Origin of the sequence: Aliirhizobium smilacinae, assembly GCF_006335145.1 — a bacterium.
GTDB classification, from domain to species: Bacteria; Pseudomonadota; Alphaproteobacteria; order Rhizobiales; family Rhizobiaceae; genus Neorhizobium; species Neorhizobium smilacinae.
Genome location: NZ_VDMN01000007.1, coordinates 142,442 through 161,082, shown reverse-complemented (window position 1 = coordinate 161,082; position 18,641 = coordinate 142,442). Strand labels below are relative to the sequence as shown.

Here is an 18,641-nt window from a genome sequence, read left to right as displayed (position 1 = left end):
CCCTTATTTCTTCTTTCCGGGCAGGCCGGGGAAACCACCGAGACCGGGGAGCTTGGCTCCGCCAAGGCCGGGAAGGCCGCCCATGCCGCCAGGAAGGCCACCGCCCATGCCCGGCATGCCGCCCGGCTTCAGGCCTGCGGCTTCCGCCTGCTTCTGAAGCGCTTCGAGCTGCTTCGGGTCGAGCTTGGAAAGGTCGGGCATGCCGCCCATTCCGCCGCCCATGCCACCGAGCCCCATCTTGCCGGCAAGGCCGCCCATCATCTGCTTCATCATGCCGCCCTTGCCCTTGCCGCCCATCATTTTCATCATGTCGGCCATCTGGCGGTGCATTTTCAGAAGCTTGTTGATTTCCGCAGCATCGGAGCCGGAGCCGGCAGCGATGCGTTTTTTGCGGGAGTGTTTCAGCATATCGGGATTGGCGCGCTCGGCCTTGGTCATCGAGCCGATGATGGCGATCTGGCGGTCGAAGGTCTTGTCGCTCATGCCGGATGCGGCGAGCTTGTCCTTCATGCCGGCCATGCCCGGCATCATGCCCATGATCCCGCCCATGCCGCCGAGCGATTTCATTTGGCGCAGCTGGTCGGCAAGGTCGTTCAGGTCGAACTTTCCCGACTGCATCTTCTTGGCCATCGCCGCGGCTTTTTCCGCGTCGATGTTTTCAGCAGCCTTTTCGACGAGCGAAACGATGTCGCCCATGCCGAGAATACGGTCGGCGATACGGCGGGGATGGAATTCCTCCATCTCCGACATCTTTTCACCGACGCCGATCAGCTTGATCGGCTTGCCGGTGACGGCACGCATCGAAAGCGCTGCACCACCGCGGCCATCGCCGTCCATGCGGGTCAGAACGAGACCGGTAATACCGACGCGTTCGTCGAAATTGCGGGCGAGATTGACGGCGTCCTGACCGGTGAGGCTGTCGGCCACGAGCAGGATTTCATGCGGATTGGACTTCCGCTTGATCTCCGCCATTTCCTGCATCAGCGGTTCGTCAATATGCGTGCGGCCGGCGGTGTCGAGAATGACGACGTCATGGCCGCCAAGCTTCGCAGCCTGTACGGCGCGCGCGGCGATATCGGTCGGCGACTGGCCGGAGATCACCGGTAGCGTATCGACGCCGGTCTGTACGCCCAACTGGCGCAACTGTTCCTGGGCTGCAGGGCGGCGCGTATCGAGCGACGCCATCAGCACCTTTTTCTTGTCGCGATCGGTCAGCCGCTTGGCGATCTTGCCGGTCGTTGTCGTTTTACCCGAACCCTGCAGGCCGACCATCATGATGACAACGGGGGCGGCAGCATGAAGATCGATGCCGACGCCTTCGGAGCCGAGCATCTCGATCAGCTCGTCATGAACGATCTTGACGACCATCTGGCCGGGCTTGATCGATTTCAGAACTTCGGCGCCGACGGCCTTTTCGCGGACCTTGTCGGTGAAGGCGCGCACGACTTCGAGCGCCACGTCGGCTTCGAGCAGCGCACGGCGAACCTCGCGCAGGGCGGCGGAAACATCCGCTTCGCTCAATGCGCCACGGCCGGTCAGTCCATTCAGAATGGAGCCAAGACGGTCCTGGAGGTTTTCAAACATCGTGTCTTCCTTCTTCGCTTCCGGATAGTGTCCGGAAACGTCGGGTCTTTTGCCGGCAAAAACAAGACGTCAGAAACGCGCAAAGCCAAAAAGCACCCGAGGGCGCAACGCGCTGTCGGATGTTGACCTCCGGGCTCAGTATGTCGGCCCCGGTCGGCGGCTCCAAGTCGTGACTTGTCAGCAGATGGCGTGGCTTAAACAGGAAATGGGGCGGAGAGTCAAGGTGCGGGCAGTTTTGGGCGCCTGCTTGCAGGAATATTCAATTGGCCTATATTGAATATTCCATCGCTCGTGCCGGCAGGTGAAGTGCCATGTCTCTTTATATTCGAGATCCGAAGGTCAATGAACTGGCGGATGAGGTGATGCGCCAGCTTGGCACCAAGACCAAGACGGAAGCTGTTCGTCTGGCGCTAGAAAACCAGTTGAAACGAGAGCAGCGCAAGCCCTCGCTTGAGGAGATTGCCAAAAAATATCAGGCACAGATTGCTGCACTTGGTCCTAATGATCCGAATTTCGATGAAAAGGCGTTTTTGGACGAAATGTGGGAATACTGATGTTTCTCGATGCGTCTGCGATTGTTGCAATCCTTAAGGCGGAAGATAATGCGGGCTCACTGATCGCTCGCATGAAGACCTCGAAGGAACCGCTCCGATACTCATCGCTGGTGGTTTTTGAGGTCGTTGTCGCTCTCGCTCGCCAGAAAAAGATTGCCTTGCTTGGCGAACATGCTCCTACGCCGCCCGAATTGATCGCCAACACTCAAGTTTCAGTCGAAGCCTTTCTACGGGACATAGAGGCCACGGAAGTTGAGCTTTCATCTGGCCTGCATAAAACCGCACTCAACGCTGCCAGGACCTATGGCCGTTTTGTCGGTCATCCAGCCAAGCTCAATTTTGGCGACTGCTTCTCATATGCGTGCGCAAAGCAACTCGAAACGTCGCTTCTTTTCGTCGGAAACGATTTTGCACAAACGGATATCGAAGCCGCCTAAGCGGTCCTCCTTGAAAACACCCTCCACCGGACAGATCTCATGAATCGTCGCAAATTTTTCAAATGGTCCGGTCTTGCAGCTATCGCAGCGCTTGCCGGTGGGGTGACCGCGAGGAGCGCCATGGCTGGCAACAAATATTATTCCGGTCCCGTCTCGGATCATTTCGACGGCACGAGCTTTTTCAATCCGGGCGGCGTGGAGCCGCGCGGCGGGCTGGACCTGCTGCGTTGGAAACTCGGCAACGGCAATATTCCCTGGCCCGACACCTTCACCAGCCCGTTTCCGCAGGCGGTGCCAGAAACTCGCGTCGATGGCGATCGGTTGGTCGTCACCATGGTCGGCCACGCATCTCTGCTGATCCAGGTCGCCGGCCTCAATATCTTGACCGACCCGGTCTGGTCGGAGCGCACAAGTCCGTTTACCTGGACCGGCCCCAAACGCGTCAATCCGCCCGGTATCCGCATCGGCGACCTGCCGCCGATCGACATCGTGCTCGTCACCCACAATCATTACGACCATCTCGATCTTGAGACGCTTCGGGTACTGCAGGGGCGCGACAAGCCGCATTTCATAACGCCTCTTGGCAATGATGCGATCATCCGGCCCCGCGCTCCGGATGCACGGATTACCGTGATGGACTGGGGCGGCAGCGAGACGGTCGGTCCCGGCGCCATTTTCCATTGCGAGCCATGCCATCACTGGTCGGCACGGGGCCTTGGCGATCGCCGCATGGCGCTATGGGCAGCTTTCGTTTTCGAAACACCGGCCGGCAAGATCTACCATATCGGCGATACCGGTTTTCACGAGGGCAGGAACTATCGTGCTGCCGGCCAGAAACACGGGCCGTTCCGTCTCGCCAACCTACCCTTCGGCGCCTATGAGCCGCGCTGGTTCATGGAGGCGCAGCACCAGAATCCGGAAGAGGCCGTCGAGGGGATGCAGCTTTGCGGGGCTTCCTTCGCTGCGGGACATCACTGGGGTACGGTGAAGCTGACCGACGAGGGTATCGAGCAGCCGGTCGAGGCGCTTCATACCGCGCTCGACGCACGAAAAATTGCCCGCGAGCGTTTTCGTCCGATGCGACCGGGCGAAGTTTTCGAGGTTCCGGATCCAACTCCTGCTTGACTTGTCGCTCCTTCATTTGCTTGATGCGGAAAATATGAGTGTATGGGGAAAGTAATGCAGATCGAGCTGGACCGTCCGACTGAAGCCACCCGCATCCAGCGCTTGAAGGCGATGACGACCGGCACGCACGACACGCTCGATAAACGCATCATGCGCGCCGAACCCTTCGCCAGCCGCGAACGCTATGCGCTGTTCCTCGATGTGCAGCATCATTTCCATGCCGACGTGGCGCCGCTTTACGCCGATGAGGACCTCAACCACCGTCTGCCGGGCCTTGCCGATCGCAACCGCTTCGAGGCGCTTCGCCAGGATATTGCTGATCTCGGCGGCGTTGCGGAAAAGCTGGCCGCGACGACCGGCCCCTTGACGCCTGCCGCAGCGCTCGGCTGGGTCTATGTGGCTGAAGGTTCCAATCTCGGCGCCGCTTTCCTGCGCAAGGAAGCGGCCAAGATCGGACTTTCGGACGATTTCGGTGCCCGGCATCTCGCCGGCCATCCCGATGGGCGCGGGCTGCATTGGCGCAATTTCGTCGCCGCCTATAACGATCTGCCGCTGACCGAAGCGGAGGAGCTCGAAGCTGCCGAAGGCGCCAAGGCTGCCTTCCGTCGCGTGCATGCGCTGGTCGACGAGATTTTCGGCTGAGGAAGCCGGTTCTGCTTCAAGTTCAGGGCCTCGTCGCCACCCAGATGACATGCTTGGCACCGCGATTGCCGTTGGCACGGGTATTGACCACTTCCGTGTCGAAGCCGACTTCCTTCAGGCGCCGGGTAAAACCGTTATCCGGCCCGGATGACCAGACGGACAGGACGCCGCCGGGGCGCAGCGCGTCATAGGTTGCCCGCAGACCACGGCGGTTATACAGGCTGTCGTTGGATTCCCGCGTCAGGCCATCAGGTCCGTTATCGACATCGAGCAAGATCGCATCGAATTCGCCTTTCGAATCGCGGATCAGTTCTCCCACGTCACCTTGATGAATATGCGTTCGTGGATCGTCGAGGCATCCCTTGAAGACGTCGGCCATCGGGCCGCGCGCCCATTTCACCACGGCTGGTACGAGTTCGGCGATGGTGATGGAGGCATCCGGCGGTACGATTGCCAGCGCCGCACGCAGGGTGAAGCCCATGCCGAGGCCGCCGATGAGAATGGATGACCTCTGGCGATCCCTGATCTTTTCCCAGGAAAGTGTGGCGAGCGCCTCTTCCGATCCGCTCAGTCGGCTGTTCATCAGCTCGTTCGATCCGAGCATGATGGAAAACTCCTGGCCGCGCTGCTTCAGCCGCAGCTCGCCGCCATCGTCCGGTATTTTCGCGCTGTCCAGTTGAACCCAGGGAAACATGATCGAAGCCTCATTTTTACGGCTCCCCTAACATGGGTCAGGGCATTTCGCCATTGCCTGGCTATTAAGGATGCGCAGCGCCGCCACTGGTAATTTGCAGCACTTTCGGCCATATACGCCGTAAGATTGCGGGCTGGCGGTTTGGCCGGTCCCCTGGGAATGGATCAGCATCATGGCAGGACAGGTCGAATTTGCGCGGATGAACGGGCTTGGCAACAAGATCCTGGTCGTCGACATGCGTGGCCGCACCGACAAGGTGACGCCTGAGGCGGCGGTCGCGCTCAATGCCGATCCGGCCACCCAGTTCGACCAGATCATGGCGATCCACGATCCCAAGGCACAAGGTACCGATGCCTGGATCGATATCCTGAATTCCGACGGCTCCAAGGCGCAGGCCTGCGGCAACGGCACGCGCTGCGTGGTGCAGGCGCTGAGCTCTGAGACCGGCCGCAAGACTTTTACCTTCCAGACGGTTGCCGGCATCCTGAATGCGCAGGAGCATGAGGACGGCACGATTTCCGTCGACATGGGTAAGCCGGTCTTTGCCTGGGACAAGATTCCGCTGTCGGAAGAGTTTTTCGATACCAGCCGTATCGAGCTGCAGATCGGGCCGATCGACGCGCCTATCCTGCATTCGCCGGCGGTGATGTCGATGGGCAATCCGCATGCGATCTTCTGGGTCGACAAGGACCCGATGACGTTCGATCTCGAACGTTTCGGACCGCTTCTGGAAAATCATCCGATGTTTCCGGAAAAGGCCAATATCACGCTGGCGCAAGTTACATCCGACACGTCTCTGCGCACCCGCACCTGGGAACGCGGCGCCGGGTTGACGCTTGCCTGCGGTTCGGCTGCCTGTGCCGCAGGTGTCTCTGCCGCCCGCACCGGTCGCACGGGACGCAGGGTCACGATCGATGTAGCCTCTGCGCCTAGCCGTCAGCCGCTTACCATCGAATGGCGGGATAACGATCACGTCGTGATGACCGGCCCTGCCGAATGGGAATGGTCCGGCAAGGTCGATCCCGTGACCGGCACTTTTATCCGCGATGCAGAACCTGAGGTGAGGGTCAATTGAGCGGCGTCGAGGTCATAACCTTCGGCTGTCGGCTCAACACCTACGAATCGGAAGTGATGCGGGCGCAGGCCGAGAAGGCGGGCCTGAACAATGCCGTGCTGGTCAATACCTGCGCCGTGACCGGCGAGGCGGTGCGCCAGGCACGCCAGGCGATCCGCCGTGTTCGCCGTGAAAACCCGCATGCACGCATCATCGTTACCGGCTGCGCCGCGCAGACCGAGAAGCAGACCTTTGCCGAAATGGCGGAAGTCGATGCGGTGCTCGGCAACGAGGAAAAGCTGAGAGCCGGCTCCTATCGCGGCCTGCCGGATTTCGGCGTTTCAGCGGAAGAGAAGCTGCGCGTCAACGACATCATGAGCGTCAAGGCGACTGCGCCGCAGATGGTCAGGCATATCGACGGGCATGTGCGTGCCTTCATCCAGGTGCAGAACGGCTGCGATCATCGCTGCACCTTCTGCATCATCCCTTATGGTCGCGGCAATTCCCGCTCGGTGCCGATAGGCGCCGTGGTGGAGCAGGCCCGCAGGCTCGTCGAGAGCGGTTATCGCGAAATCGTGCTCACCGGCGTCGACGCGACGAGTTACGGCGCCGATCTGCCGGGCCACCCGACGCTGGGCTATCTTGCCAAGACGCTTTTGAAACAGGTGCCGGAAATCCTGCGGCTTCGCCTGTCGTCGATCGACAGTATCGAGGCGGACAATCATCTCTGGGACCTGATCGCCGACGAACCGCGTTTCATGCCGCACTTGCATCTGTCTCTGCAGCATGGCGACGACATGATTTTGAAGCGGATGAAGCGCCGCCATTCGCGCGCCGAGGCATTGGCCTTTGTCGAACAGGCGCGACGTCTGCGGCCAGAGATCGCCTTCGGCGCGGATATGATAGCCGGTTTTCCGACCGAGACGGAAGAGATGTTCGAAGGGGCGGCGTCGCTGGCGGAAGAGGCCGGCATCTCGTTCCTACACGTTTTCCCCTACAGCCCGCGTCCCGGCACGCCGGCTGCGCGCATGCCGCAGGTCGATCGGGCGCTGGTCAAGGATCGCGCCGCACGGCTTCGGGCACGGGGCGAGGCGCTCCATCTTGCGCATCTCGACCGGATGGTCGGAACCGAACAGACGATCGTCGTAGAAAACAACGGCATGGCGCATACGGAAAACTTTTCGCTGGTTGCAACGCCGGGGCTGGTTCCCCGCGACATCAAGCACGTTATGATTACCGGACATAGTGGCAAACATCTCGACATGCGGGTCATCGCCGACACTCGCGAAGAGCAGGCGGCCTGACTGAAACGGAATTTTTCATGGTAAGTTTTATCAAACGCGTCTTCACCTTCGGCGACAAACCGGTCGATCGGCCGGCTGAAAAGCCTGTTGAAGACCATTCGCCCGCAGCGGACGTCGTTGCCACTGAAACACTGCCCGTCACGCCCATCGATCCGGTCGCACCAGCGGAGATCGAGACTGCCGGTGGTCCTTCGGGCGATGTCGCTGCGGATGATGAAGTGGCTGCGGTTCTTCCGGGCGTTGAGGAAATCTCCGATCTCGGCGTCGTGCCATTGTCGCTGCTGGAGGCCGAGGCTGCGGCTGAAGTGGATGGCGGGCTTTCTGCTGATACCCCCCCCTCTGCCTTGCCGGGCATCTCCCCCACAGGTGGGAAGATCACGGATGCGCCTTCTTCGGCTGCATTCGAGCAAGGTGCGGAAGGTGAAAGAGCCACTTCCGAAGACATTTCAGCGGACACGGTATCTGGCGTAGAGCGAGTCGCTGCCCACGACTCGATCTCCCCCCTTGTGGGGGAGATGTCCGGCAGGACAGAGGGGGGGGGCGCCTCCGAGGATGTCGTTGTCGCGCCGCTCGTTCTTCCCAAGGGCTTCTCCACCTCGAGTTCCGAGCCGGAAACGGTCGTCGTCGTACCGCCGCTCAAGCTCACATGGTTCCAGCGCCTGCGGGCCGGGCTTTCGCGCACCTCGTCGCAGCTGACCGGCCAGATCGCGGCGCTGTTCACCAAGCGCAAGCTTGACGACGAGACCCTTGAAGATCTGGAAGACCTGCTGATCCAAGCCGATCTCGGCGTCGAGACGGCGATGCGGATTACCGGCACATTGTCCTCCGAGCGTTACGGCAAGGACGTGACCGGCGAGGACGTGTCGCGCATCATGTCGGCGGAAATCACCAAGGTGCTGGCGCCGGTCGCAAAACCGCTGCAGCTCGATCTCAATCACAAGCCGCATGTCATTCTCGTCGTCGGCGTCAACGGCACCGGCAAAACGACGACGATCGGCAAGCTGGCGGCAAAACTTTCAGGCTCCGGCCTCAAGGTCATGCTTGCCGCCGGCGATACGTTCCGTGCCGCGGCGATCGAGCAGCTGAAGATCTGGGCGGATCGTACGGGTTCGGAATTCATTGGCACCAAGCTCGGCGCCGATGCGGCCGGTCTTGCTTATGACGCCTATGTGCAGGCGAAGGAAAACAAGTCCGACGTTCTGATCATCGACACCGCCGGCCGATTGCAGAACAAGACCGAGCTGATGGCGGAACTGGAGAAGATCGTTCGCGTGCTCGGCAAGCTCGATCCCGATGCGCCGCATACGGTGTTGCAGACGCTCGACGCGACAACCGGGCAGAACGCGATGAACCAGGTGGAGATTTTCCGCAACGTTGCCGGCGTCAGCGGGTTGATCATGACCAAGCTCGACGGCACGGCGCGGGGCGGCATTCTCGTCGCCATCGCCGCCAAGCACCGGCTGCCGGTGTACTTCATCGGCGTCGGTGAGGGTGTCGACGATCTTGAGCCCTTCGAGGCGAAGGATTTTGCCGAAGCGATTGCAGGGCTTACGCCCGCGCCGCATTGATGACACAGAAAAACGATTTTGCTCCGCGCAACCATAGTTCTAAGTTGGGTCCCATGCAGACGATCGAAAGCGATATCAAGCCGACCAAGGAAGAGAAGCAGAAACCGGGCCTGAAAATGGCGCTGGAACTCGGCCCTCTGATGGTCTTCTTCTTCGGCAACCTGCGCGGCGAATGGCTGGTGGGAAAATTCCCGGTACTTGCAACGATCGGTGGGCCTCTGCTGGTCGCAACCGCGCTGTTCATGGTTGCCACCGTGATCTCGCTGGTCATTTCGAAAATCGTCTTCAAGCACCTGCCGGTCATGCCCTTCGTGTCGGGCGTCGTGGTTCTGGTGTTCGGATCGCTGTCGATCTGGCTGCAGGACGACACGTTCATCAAGATGAAGCCGACCATCGTCAACACTTTGTTCGGCGTCGTGCTGCTGGGCGGTCTGTTCTTCGGCAAGTCGCTGCTTGGTTATGTCTTCAACGCGGCGTTCAACCTCGATGCGGAAGGTTGGAGGAAGCTGACATTGCGCTGGGGTATCTTCTTCCTGTTCCTTGCTGTCCTCAACGAATTCGTCTGGCGCAATTTCTCTGACGAAGCCTGGGTCAATTTCAAGGTCTGGGGCACGATGCCGATCACCATCCTCTTCACGCTCGCCCAGATGCCGCTGATCATGCGCCATACCGTTCAGGACGTTTCCACGGCGGACGCCGACAAGTGAGGGATATGGAGCCGGAGCACAGCCTGTCGTCGAAGCGCTGGCTGCTCGCGGCGCTTGTGCTGTTCCTGCTGCAGATCACAATCCTTTATGTCATGGGGCGCGTTCCGATCTGCGAATGCGGTTACATCAAGCTGTTCGAACCGGGCGTAAATTCGCCCGGAAACTCGCAGCATCTGGCTGACTGGTACACGCCGTCCCACATCATTCACGGCTTTCTGTTTTACGGTTTCGGCTGGCTGGTCCTGCGTCGTGCGTCGAAATCCGAACGCTTGGCGCTGGCGGTTTTCATCGAAGCTGCCTGGGAGATCGCGGAAAACTCATCTCTCATCATCGACCGTTACCGCAACGCCACCATGGCGCTCGGTTATTCGGGCGACAGCATTCTCAATTCGGCTATGGACACGGTGTTCATGGCGCTCGGGTTTCTGTTCGCGGCTCGCGCGCCGGTCTGGCTGACGGTTTCGATCGCGATCGTCTTCGAGCTTTTTACCGGCTGGCTGATCCGCGACAATCTTACGCTCAACGTGCTAATGCTTGTCTGGCCTGTCGAGGCGATCAAGGTGTGGCAGGGAGCCATCGGTTGAACCTGTGCAGAGGCATCTTTTGGTATCTTTCCGGCGTTGAATTGTTAACGTTCTGAGCCTACGGCTTTTTCCATTACCGACAGGACGCATGACGGCGTCTGCGCAGGGTCAGATGGAACAGACCGATAATTTTGCCTATCTTTTACCATTCATTTTTCTGGTCTTCGGCACGATTTTCCTGATTGTCGACCGATGGTCCGATGGCTCCGCGCGTTATTGGGGGCTGGGTTACATTTCGGCGGCGCTCGGCTTCGCTTTTCCGATCGTCGCCTATGCGCTGCCATTGCCCGTACAGGCCGTGCTTTCCAACGTGTTCTTCTACGTTGCCTTTTTCCTTTACGGCCACGCCATGCTTGTCCGGTTCAGGCGACCGACGCTGTTGCTGCCGAGACTTCTGTTCACGCTGGCAGCCTTCGCCGTCGTCTGCTGGCTGATCGTCGTCCGGGAGGATCTGCGATCGCAGCTTGCGGTTGGCGATTCGTCACTGGCGGTGCTGCTTGGCATCGCTGTCGTTTCTGGCTGGAGGTTTGCCCGATCGGCTATCGACCGCATGCTTGTGGCCATGGCGTCGATGGTGGTGCTGGAAACGGCCATACGGGTGACAGTTCTTCTGCTTTCCACGTCTGCAGACAGCTTTGAATCGCTAGACCAGTTCCTGTCGTCCGACTACGCCTTCCTGATGCAGATGGCGGCAAGTATCGTCGGCTTTATCATGGCACTCTCCGTGCTGGGGTCGGTCGTCTCCGATGTGGTGACGGGGCATCGCGACGCGGCGGCGCGCGATCCGCTGACCGGGCTGTTCAACCGGCGTGGTTTCGAGCAGGCCCTGCCGCAGGCAAGGGGCGGAGCTTTTCCAGCGGGTGCCGTTATCGTCGGGGATATCGATCACTTCAAACAGGTCAATGACCGGTTCGGCCATGCGGCCGGTGACCATGTCATTATCGGATTTGCGCAGATCCTGAGGGCAAATCTCAAAAGCGTAGCGATCGCCCGCTTTGGCGGGGAGGAGTTCGTCGGTTTTCTGCCGGGTGTCGGCCAAGCGGAAGCGGCGGAGATGGTCGAGAAGGCAAGGCTCGGTTTTGCCGCCATGAATTGGCAGGATCACGGAATCGATGCGACGATCACCGCAAGCTTTGGCGTCTCCGCCAGCGCGCCCGGCGATCATTCCGTTCATGATGCCATTTCGCGGGCGGATGCCTGTCTTTATGTGGCGAAGAATGCGGGTCGCAACAGGGTGGTAACCGAGGGGCAGCGCCCGCCCGAAGGTCCGCCGCCGCTCAGGATCGTCTCGTAAATTTGAGCTTGTTCAGCTTTTGGCTGCGGCCGAGGCTTTTGCGATCGCGGGCAGCAGGTCCTGCGTCAGGCTGCGCTCATCGAAGGGTCCGACCTTCTTGTAGAGGATCTTGCCGTCGGGGCCGACGAGGTAACTTTCCGGAATGCCGTAGACACCCCAGTCGATCGCCGCCTTGCCGTTCGGATCGACACCGATCGCCTTGAACGGATTGCCCAGTTCGCCGAGAAAACGCAGGGCGTTGTCGTTGCGGTCCTTGTAGTTGATGCCGACAATGTTGAGCCGACTATCGTTTGCCAATTGCTTCAGGATCGGGTGTTCCTGCCGGCACGGTACGCACCATGATGCGAAGACGTTGACCAGGGTCAGCTTGCCGGTGATGGCGGTATTTGTGAGAGCCGCCGTGTTCGAGCCTTCCAGCGGCGGCAATGCGAGCGACGGTGCCGTCTTGCCGATCAGCGCGGAAGGAATAGCGGAAACGTCGAGCCCGTTTACGTCCTGGTCGTAGAGCATCTTGCCGGCAATTGCGGCAAAACCGGCGAAGACCAGAAGCGGGATCAGAGCAAGTGCATAACGGGTGCGATTGCGCTGAGGCTTGAGGTTTTTGTCCTCCGTCTCGGTTGTCATAATGCTGCTCCGTCTGTCGGGGCCGGGCGAGCCGAGCGGCGGCGAATGCCTGAGGCTTCGAGTTCGGCCAGTTCCCGTTGGCGGGCGCGGCCGTCGAGCCAGACCCAGCCGATCAGACAGAGGATGACAATGGCGGCAACGATGTAAGAGGCGGATATGTAGAAGGTGTGGGTCATCTTACGCCTCCTTTGCCGGGGTCTGGCCGGCCATGCGGGCGGCCATACGGCGCTGGGCGGAAACGCGGCGGCGCCAGATCTCGTTTCGCATCGCCGCGATATGCAGGGTGAAAAACAGAAGCGTGAAGGCGATCGCCATGATCAGCAGCGGCCAGAGAAATTCCTTGTCGATCGTCGGGCCGTCCACGCGGATCACACTTGCCGGCTGGTGCAGCGTATTCCACCAGTCGACCGAAAACTTGATGATCGGAATGTTGACGAAGCCGACGAGGATCAGCACGGCGGAAACGCGGGCGGCCTTGCCCGGATCGTCCATGGCGCGGTTGAGCGCGATCAGGCCGAGATACATCAGGAACAGCACGAAGACGGAGGTCAGCCGGGCATCCCAGACCCACCACGTGCCCCACATCGGCTTGCCCCAGAGCGAGCCGGTGGCGAGTGCGATCAGGGTGAAGGCTGCGCCGATAGGGGCGGCTGTCTTGTGGGACACATCGGCCAGCGGATGGCGCCAGACGAGCGTGCCGATCGCCGATACGGCCATGACCGAATAACACATCATCGACAGCCAGGCGGCAGGTACGTGCACATACATGATGCGCACCGTCATGCCCTGCTGGTAATCGCCTTCGCTGGAGAAGGTCAGATAAAGCCCTAGCGCGAACAGGATCGCGGTAATACCTGCCATCCAGGGCAGGATGCGTGCCGCGAGGCCTAGAAACCGCGTCGGGTTGGCCAGATCGGAGAATTTCGTGATGGCGAGACTTTCGGGCATTGTACTTTCTAACCGGATAGCGCGGGATCAAGAATGATTCTAATCAATCCGCCGTGTTTCGCAAAGCGAGCGCAGCGCCGATTGGACCGATCACCGCAAAAAACATCGTGATGGCCACCAATATCAGAAAAGGCGGCATAAAGGGGGCGGGATCCTCGACTGCCGCATAGGATGCGCTCACTCCGAAGATCAGAACCGGGATTGCCAGCGGCAGGACAAGGATCGAGACGAGCAGGCCGCCGCGCGGCAGGGCAACGGCGACGGCTGCACCCACCGCGCCGATGAATGTGAGCGCCGGCGTGCCGACCAACAGCGTCAGCATGGTCGCGCCGATCGCCACTTCGCTCATATTCATGAACAGACCGAGTAGCGGCGAGGCGATGACCAGCGGCAGGCCGTTGCCCAGCCAGTGGGCCAGGCATTTGATCAGTACCGTCAGGACGAGCGGATGTTCCTGCATCAAAAGCAGGTCGAGAGAGCCATCCTCGCGATCGGTCTGGAACATCCGGTCGAGGCCGAGCAGGGCGGATAAAAGCGCGCCGATCCAGACGATCGCCGGGCCGATGCGCGACAGAAGATTGAGATCGGGGCCAACGCCGAAGGGAATGACGGCGACGACCGTCATGAAGAACAGCACACCGATCAATGCGCCGCCGCCGGAACGGATCGAGAGTTTCAGGTCACGGAGGAGGAGGGCGGTCATTGCGGCTGGCCTTTGCGGATCAAAGCACTGGCCGTGCTTGGAGAATTGCCGCCTTGGTGAGTGGAGCTACCCCCCTCTGCCCTGCCGGGCATCTCCCCCACAAGGGGGGAGATCGGCTGGGAGCACGCTCCACAAACAACATTGGCTTTTCTGCAGCGCGCAAGTTTTTTGGAGAAGCGATGGTCAGTCGGCTTGTGATCTCCCCCCTTGTGGGGGAGATGCCCGGCAGGGCAGAGGGGGGCTGCAGTGGCGAGCGGATAAGGGAGATTGATCACCACACATTCTCCATCACCCCTGCGAACCCCGTCATTTTCAGTTCCTGCGCATTCTGCAGTCCGAGAGGCTGGTGCGTGGCGGCAAGCAGGATGCCGCCGGCTGCGAGATGGTTCTCTATCAAGGTCGTAAAGACGCTTTCGGCATTTACATCCAGCGCCGCGGTGGGCTCATCCAGTATCCAGACCGGGCGCCAGGCGACGAGGAGTTTTGCAAACGCCATGCGGCGTTGCTGGCCGGCGGAAAGATAACCGAAAGGCAGGTGGGTGATGCCGCCGAGGCCAACGGATTCCGCTGCCTCGCCGACCGAGATGCCGCGTCCGCCAGAAAAGTCGCCAAAGCAGTCTTTCCAGAAAGCGAGGTTCTCGGAGACGGACAACTCGGCCTTCATCGCGTTGCGGTGACCCAGATAATGACAGGCTTCCGCGGCGCGCATTCCAGCCTCTGCGCCATCGGATGTCCACGCCACCCGACCGGTCTCGGGACGCAGCAATCCTGCCACCGTGCGCAGCAGCGTTGATTTGCCGGAGCCGTTGCGGCCGGTCAGGACGAGGCTTTCGCCGGCACCGAGAGTGAAGGAAATGTCCTTGAAAATCAGGTCTTCACCGCGCCTGGCGCTCAAGTTTTCGGCCGTCAGCCGCATCACGGAAACCTTGTTTAAGTTCTCAATCATCTAGCCGCAAAAAATCTTTTGCCCGCTGCGACAAAGTGTCTGGAAGGTTCTTAGAAACTATCTATATACATAGCAACCACGCCAGCGGCCGGCGTGATTTCCACTCAGCGCCGGACCTGAAGATAAAAATCTTCTCGTGCGGACAGCGGAAATGGTCGCACCCGCATCCTATAGTGCATCTCTAAAGTGCATAGGCGTCCGCACGCGCGTGTTGGCTCTTGATATCAGCGGGGTTATTTTCCGTGACCAAATCTATCGACAGCTTTCAATGTCGCTCCGTCCTTACCGTAGGTGGTAAGGACTATGTCTATTACAGCCTTCCGAAGGCCGAAGCGAACGGTCTCGCCGGGGTTTCGAAGCTGCCCTTCTCGATGAAGGTGCTGCTGGAAAACCTGCTGCGCTTCGAAGACGGACAGTCCGTCACCAAGGAACAGATCCTGTCTGTTGCCGACTGGCTCAACAACAAGGGCCTGACCGAGGCTGAAATCGCCTATCGCCCTGCTCGTGTCCTGATGCAGGATTTTACCGGCGTTCCGGCGGTGGTCGATCTTGCCGCGATGCGCGACGGTATCAAGGCGCTCGGCGGCGATCCTGAAAAGATCAATCCGCTGGTGCCCGTCGATCTCGTCATCGACCACTCGGTCATCGTCGACGAATTTGGCACGCCGACCGCCTTTGCCCGCAATGTGGAGCTGGAATACCAGCGCAACGGCGAACGTTACCGCTTCCTCAAATGGGGCCAGCAGGCGTTCAAGAATTTTCGCGTGGTGCCGCCCGGCACGGGCATCTGTCATCAGGTGAATTTCGAATATCTCGGCCAGACGGTGTGGACCAACGAGGAAGACGGCGAAACAACCGCCTATCCGGATACCTGCGTTGGCACCGATTCGCACACTACGATGATCAACGGTCTCGGCGTGCTCGGCTGGGGTGTGGGCGGTATCGAAGCGGAAGCCTCGATGCTCGGCCAGCCGGTCTCGATGCTTCTGCCTGAAGTCATCGGCTTCAAGCTGACCGGCAAGCTGAAGGAAGGCGTCACCGCGACCGACCTGGTGCTGACCGTCGTGCAGATGCTGCGCAAGAAGGGCGTCGTTTCCAAATTCGTCGAGTTCTTTGGCCCGGGCATGGACAATATGCCGGTCGCCGACCGCGCAACGATCGGCAATATGGGCCCGGAATACGGCGCGACCTGCGGCTTTTTCCCCGTCGATGCCGAAACCGTCAACTATCTCAACATGTCCGGCCGCACCAAGGAGCGTATTGCGCTCGTCGAAGCCTATTCCAAGGCTCAAGGCATGTGGCGCGATAGCGATGGCGCCGACCTCGTGTTCACCGACACGCTGGAGCTCGACTTGAGCGACGTCGTGCCGTCCATGGCCGGCCCGAAGCGACCAGAAGGCCGCATTCCGCTCGAGGGTATCGCTTCCGGTTTCGCCGGTTCGATGGAAAGCGACTACAAGAAGCCGGGCCAGCTCGATAACCGTTATGCGGTCGAAGGCACCGATTTCGATCTCGGCCATGGCGACGTGGCGATTGCCGCCATCACCTCTTGCACCAACACATCCAACCCGAGCGTGCTGATCGCTGCCGGCCTTCTTGCCCGCAACGCAGTCGCCAAGGGTCTGAAAACCGCTCCGTGGGTGAAGACCTCGCTTGCACCAGGGTCCCAGGTGGTCGGCGAATATCTCGCCAAGTCCGGCCTGCAGGATTCGCTCGATGCACTCGGCTTCAACCTCGTCGGTTTCGGTTGCACGACCTGTATCGGCAATTCCGGCCCGTTGCCGGCGCCGATCTCCAAGACGATCAACGACAAGGGCCTGATCGTTTCGGGCGTGCTGTCGGGCAACCGTAATTTCGAAGGCCGTATCTCGCCGGACGTCCAGGCCAATTATCTCGCTTCACCGCCGCTCGTCGTCGCTTATGCGTTGGCTGGCACGGTGCAGAAGGATTTGACGACGGAACCGCTCGGGATCGGCAGCGATGACCAGCCGGTCTTCCTCAAGGACGTCTGGCCGACCTCTGCCGAAGTGCAGGAGTTCATCCAGAAATACGTCACCCGTGAACTGTTCGAGAGCAAGTATGCGGATGTGTTCAAGGGCGATGAAAACTGGCAGGCCGTGCAGATCCCGGATGGCGAGACCTATGCGTGGGACGACAAGTCGACCTATGTGCAGAACCCTCCTTATTTCGTCGGCATGGGCAAGACCGGTTCGGGCCTGAAGAACATCAAGGGCGCCTGCGTCCTCGGTCTCTTCGGCGACAAGATCACTACCGACCACATTTCCCCTGCCGGTTCGATCAAGGCGGCATCGCCTGCCGGTGCCTACCTCACGGAAAACGGCGTCGCCGTTGCCGACTTCAACCAGTACGGTACGCGTCGCGGTAACCATGAAGTGATGATGCGCGGAACGTTCGCCAATATCCGCATTCGCAATCACATGCTCGGTCCGAACGGCAAGGAAGGTGGCTACACGATCCACTATCCGTCGAAGGAAGAGATGTCGATCTACGATGCGGCAATGAAGTACAAGGAAGAGGGTGTGCCTCTGGTCATCTTCGCCGGTGTCGAATACGGCAATGGTTCGTCGCGCGACTGGGCTGCCAAGGGCACCAACCTGCTTGGCGTCAAGGCCGTCATCGCCCAGTCCTTCGAGCGTATCCACCGCTCGAACCTGGTCGGCATGGGCGTCGTTCCCTTCGTCTTCGAGGAAGGCACGACCTGGGCTTCGCTCGATCTCAAGGGTGACGAGGTCGTCGAGATCCTCGGTCTCGAAGGCGACATCAAGCCGCGCGAATGGAAAACCGCCAAGATCACCTATGGCGACGGCACGGTGAAGGAAATCAACATCCTCTGCCGCATCGATACGCTCGACGAGGTCATCTACATGAACAACGGCGGCATTTTGCAAACGGTTCTGCGGGATCTCGTGGCTTAACGACATCAGCCACCCGCCGGGTTTTCCGGCGGGTGGTTTCTTGCCCGCGAGGGTGCCAAAATCTCCCTCATTCCTGTGCCAATCCCCGGAACAAGCCCTAGGACGGGAATGAGGGTGGTGGGCGTTTTCGCTTTCTCATCGCATCTCCAAGGTTCCTACCGCGTGTCCCTCATCATTTTCATCGGCATGGCCGTCACCGTATTCCTGACGTCGCTTCTGTCCGGCATTTTCGGCATGGCCGGTGGCCTGATCCTCCTCTGGGTGCTACTCTTTCTCTATCCCGTCGGCACCGCGATCGCAATCCAGGGCGTCATCCAGATGGTGTCGAACGGGTCGCGCGCCTGGTTTTCGCGGGCCTATATCGACTGGAGGATCCTTTCCATCCTGTGCTCCGGGGTGGCACTGTCGGCCGTCATCCTGTTCCTGACCAATTATACGCCGAGCCTGATGGTGGTGCTGATCGGGGTCGGCCTGATGCCGATCCTTGTCTGGCTGCCGGTCAATCGGCTGCAGCTTGATGCCTCGCGTCCGTCGCACGCGTTTCTGGCGGGGCTTCTTTCCGGCGCGATGACGATCAGCGTCGGCGTTGCCGGTCCGACGGTTGATATCTTCTTTATCCGCACGCAGATGGACCGCCGCAAGATCATTGCCACCAAGGCATCGATCCAGACGTTGTCACACCTGGCAAAGATTGCCTTCTACTGGGATGCAGCCTCGCAACTGCCGTCGGTAGACGCTATCGCGGTGCTGATTGCCGCACCTATCGCCATTCTCGGCGCACGTGCCGGCAACGGTATCCTGCAGAAGATGACGGATGCCAATTTCCGCGCCTGGACCCGCTGGGTCGTTACCGGTGTCGGGGCCGTCTATCTCGCTCAAGGCATACTCAAGCTTATGTGACGATGATCAAGCGTGGGATTCGATTTTCAACCAAAAG

Annotated in this window: 19 protein-coding genes; 12 read left to right on the top strand and 7 right to left on the bottom strand. The window is 60.1% G+C overall.

Features of this window, described 5'->3' with window-relative positions; all coding sequences use genetic code 11:
- Positions 1 to 3: 3 nt before the first annotated feature.
- Positions 4 to 1,584 (bottom strand): signal recognition particle protein, encoded by a 1,581-nt coding sequence (gene ffh / locus FHP24_RS24105; protein ID WP_139678794.1) that lies wholly within the window; start codon positions 1,582 to 1,584, stop codon positions 4 to 6.
- Positions 1,585 to 1,895: 311 nt separating this feature from the next.
- Here ffh and FHP24_RS24100 point away from each other — a divergent pair, with 311 nt between their 5' ends.
- Genes FHP24_RS24100 through FHP24_RS24085 form a run of 4 tightly spaced genes read left to right on the top strand, consistent with a single transcriptional unit; the run spans position 1,896 to position 4,342 of the window.
- Positions 1,896 to 2,138, top strand: a complete 243-nt coding sequence (locus FHP24_RS24100; protein WP_139678793.1) for a type II toxin-antitoxin system VapB family antitoxin — start codon at positions 1,896 to 1,898, stop codon at positions 2,136 to 2,138.
- Complete coding sequence (locus tag FHP24_RS24095) at positions 2,138 to 2,575, top strand: type II toxin-antitoxin system VapC family toxin (RefSeq protein ID WP_139678792.1); 438 nt, start codon at positions 2,138 to 2,140, stop codon at positions 2,573 to 2,575. The genes FHP24_RS24100 and FHP24_RS24095 overlap by 1 nt, the downstream gene beginning before the upstream one ends.
- A 39-nt stretch (positions 2,576 to 2,614) precedes the next feature.
- Entirely contained in the window at positions 2,615 to 3,700 is a 1,086-nt protein-coding gene (locus FHP24_RS24090) for an MBL fold metallo-hydrolase (protein WP_139678791.1), read from the top strand.
- A 54-nt stretch (positions 3,701 to 3,754) separates the two neighbouring features.
- Positions 3,755 to 4,342 carry a biliverdin-producing heme oxygenase gene (locus FHP24_RS24085; protein WP_139678790.1) on the top strand — a complete coding sequence of 196 codons (588 nt, stop codon included), beginning with the start codon at positions 3,755 to 3,757 and terminating at the stop codon, positions 4,340 to 4,342.
- 22 nt (positions 4,343 to 4,364) lie between these two features.
- Here FHP24_RS24085 and FHP24_RS24080 read toward each other — a convergent pair whose 3' ends face one another.
- Positions 4,365 to 5,036, bottom strand: coding sequence for a spermidine synthase (locus FHP24_RS24080; RefSeq protein WP_139678789.1), 672 nt, complete (start codon positions 5,034 to 5,036; stop codon positions 4,365 to 4,367).
- Positions 5,037 to 5,208: 172 nt separating this feature from the next.
- On the opposite strand from FHP24_RS24080, the gene dapF reads away from it, so the two are divergent.
- The 6 genes from dapF to FHP24_RS24050 all read left to right on the top strand — a co-directional run bounded on the left by dapF (position 5,209) and on the right by FHP24_RS24050 (position 11,547).
- On the top strand, positions 5,209 to 6,111 hold the full coding sequence (gene dapF / locus FHP24_RS24075; protein WP_139678788.1) for a diaminopimelate epimerase: 903 nt from the start codon (positions 5,209 to 5,211) through the stop codon (positions 6,109 to 6,111).
- On the top strand, positions 6,108 to 7,394 hold the full coding sequence (mtaB, locus tag FHP24_RS24070) for a tRNA (N(6)-L-threonylcarbamoyladenosine(37)-C(2))-methylthiotransferase MtaB (RefSeq protein WP_139678787.1): 1,287 nt from the start codon (positions 6,108 to 6,110) through the stop codon (positions 7,392 to 7,394). The genes dapF and mtaB overlap by 4 nt, the downstream gene beginning before the upstream one ends.
- 17 nt (positions 7,395 to 7,411) lie before the next feature.
- On the top strand, positions 7,412 to 8,962 hold the full coding sequence (ftsY, locus tag FHP24_RS24065) for a signal recognition particle-docking protein FtsY (RefSeq protein ID WP_139678786.1): 1,551 nt from the start codon (positions 7,412 to 7,414) through the stop codon (positions 8,960 to 8,962).
- A gap of 53 nt (positions 8,963 to 9,015) precedes the next feature.
- A complete protein-coding gene (locus tag FHP24_RS24060) occupies positions 9,016 to 9,669 on the top strand; it encodes a septation protein A (protein WP_139678785.1) in 654 nt (217 codons plus the stop codon).
- Positions 9,670 to 9,674: 5 nt separating this feature from the next.
- Complete coding sequence (locus FHP24_RS24055; RefSeq protein ID WP_139678925.1) at positions 9,675 to 10,253, top strand: DUF2585 domain-containing protein; 579 nt, start codon at positions 9,675 to 9,677, stop codon at positions 10,251 to 10,253.
- 112 nt (positions 10,254 to 10,365) lie between these two features.
- Positions 10,366 to 11,547, top strand: a complete 1,182-nt coding sequence (locus FHP24_RS24050; protein WP_139678784.1) for a GGDEF domain-containing protein — start codon at positions 10,366 to 10,368, stop codon at positions 11,545 to 11,547.
- Positions 11,548 to 11,559: 12 nt separating this feature from the next.
- Here FHP24_RS24050 and FHP24_RS24045 read toward each other — a convergent pair whose 3' ends face one another.
- The 5 genes from FHP24_RS24045 to ccmA all read right to left on the bottom strand — a co-directional run bounded on the left by FHP24_RS24045 (position 11,560) and on the right by ccmA (position 14,738).
- Entirely contained in the window at positions 11,560 to 12,171 is a 612-nt protein-coding gene (locus FHP24_RS24045) for a DsbE family thiol:disulfide interchange protein (protein ID WP_139678783.1), read from the bottom strand.
- Positions 12,168 to 12,347, bottom strand: coding sequence for a heme exporter protein CcmD (gene ccmD / locus FHP24_RS24040; RefSeq protein WP_139678782.1), 180 nt, complete (start codon positions 12,345 to 12,347; stop codon positions 12,168 to 12,170). The genes FHP24_RS24045 and ccmD overlap by 4 nt, the downstream gene beginning before the upstream one ends.
- Before the next feature lies 1 nt (position 12,348).
- Positions 12,349 to 13,119 carry a heme ABC transporter permease gene (locus FHP24_RS24035; protein ID WP_139678781.1) on the bottom strand — a complete coding sequence of 257 codons (771 nt, stop codon included), beginning with the start codon at positions 13,117 to 13,119 and terminating at the stop codon, positions 12,349 to 12,351.
- Between the two features lie 43 nt (positions 13,120 to 13,162).
- The gene (gene ccmB / locus FHP24_RS24030; RefSeq protein ID WP_139678780.1) at positions 13,163 to 13,822 is read right to left on the bottom strand and encodes a heme exporter protein CcmB; all 660 of its coding nucleotides are present in this window, start codon (positions 13,820 to 13,822) and stop codon (positions 13,163 to 13,165) included.
- A 271-nt stretch (positions 13,823 to 14,093) separates the two neighbouring features.
- Entirely contained in the window at positions 14,094 to 14,738 is a 645-nt protein-coding gene (gene ccmA / locus FHP24_RS24020; protein WP_139678924.1) for a heme ABC exporter ATP-binding protein CcmA, read from the bottom strand.
- A 272-nt stretch (positions 14,739 to 15,010) separates the two neighbouring features.
- On the opposite strand from ccmA, the gene acnA reads away from it, so the two are divergent.
- Positions 15,011 to 17,704, top strand: a complete 2,694-nt coding sequence (gene acnA / locus FHP24_RS24015) for an aconitate hydratase AcnA (protein ID WP_139678779.1) — start codon at positions 15,011 to 15,013, stop codon at positions 17,702 to 17,704.
- Between the two features lie 162 nt (positions 17,705 to 17,866).
- A complete protein-coding gene (locus FHP24_RS24010; protein ID WP_210237869.1) occupies positions 17,867 to 18,604 on the top strand; it encodes a sulfite exporter TauE/SafE family protein in 738 nt (245 codons plus the stop codon).
- The last annotated feature ends 37 nt before the right edge of the window (positions 18,605 to 18,641 follow it).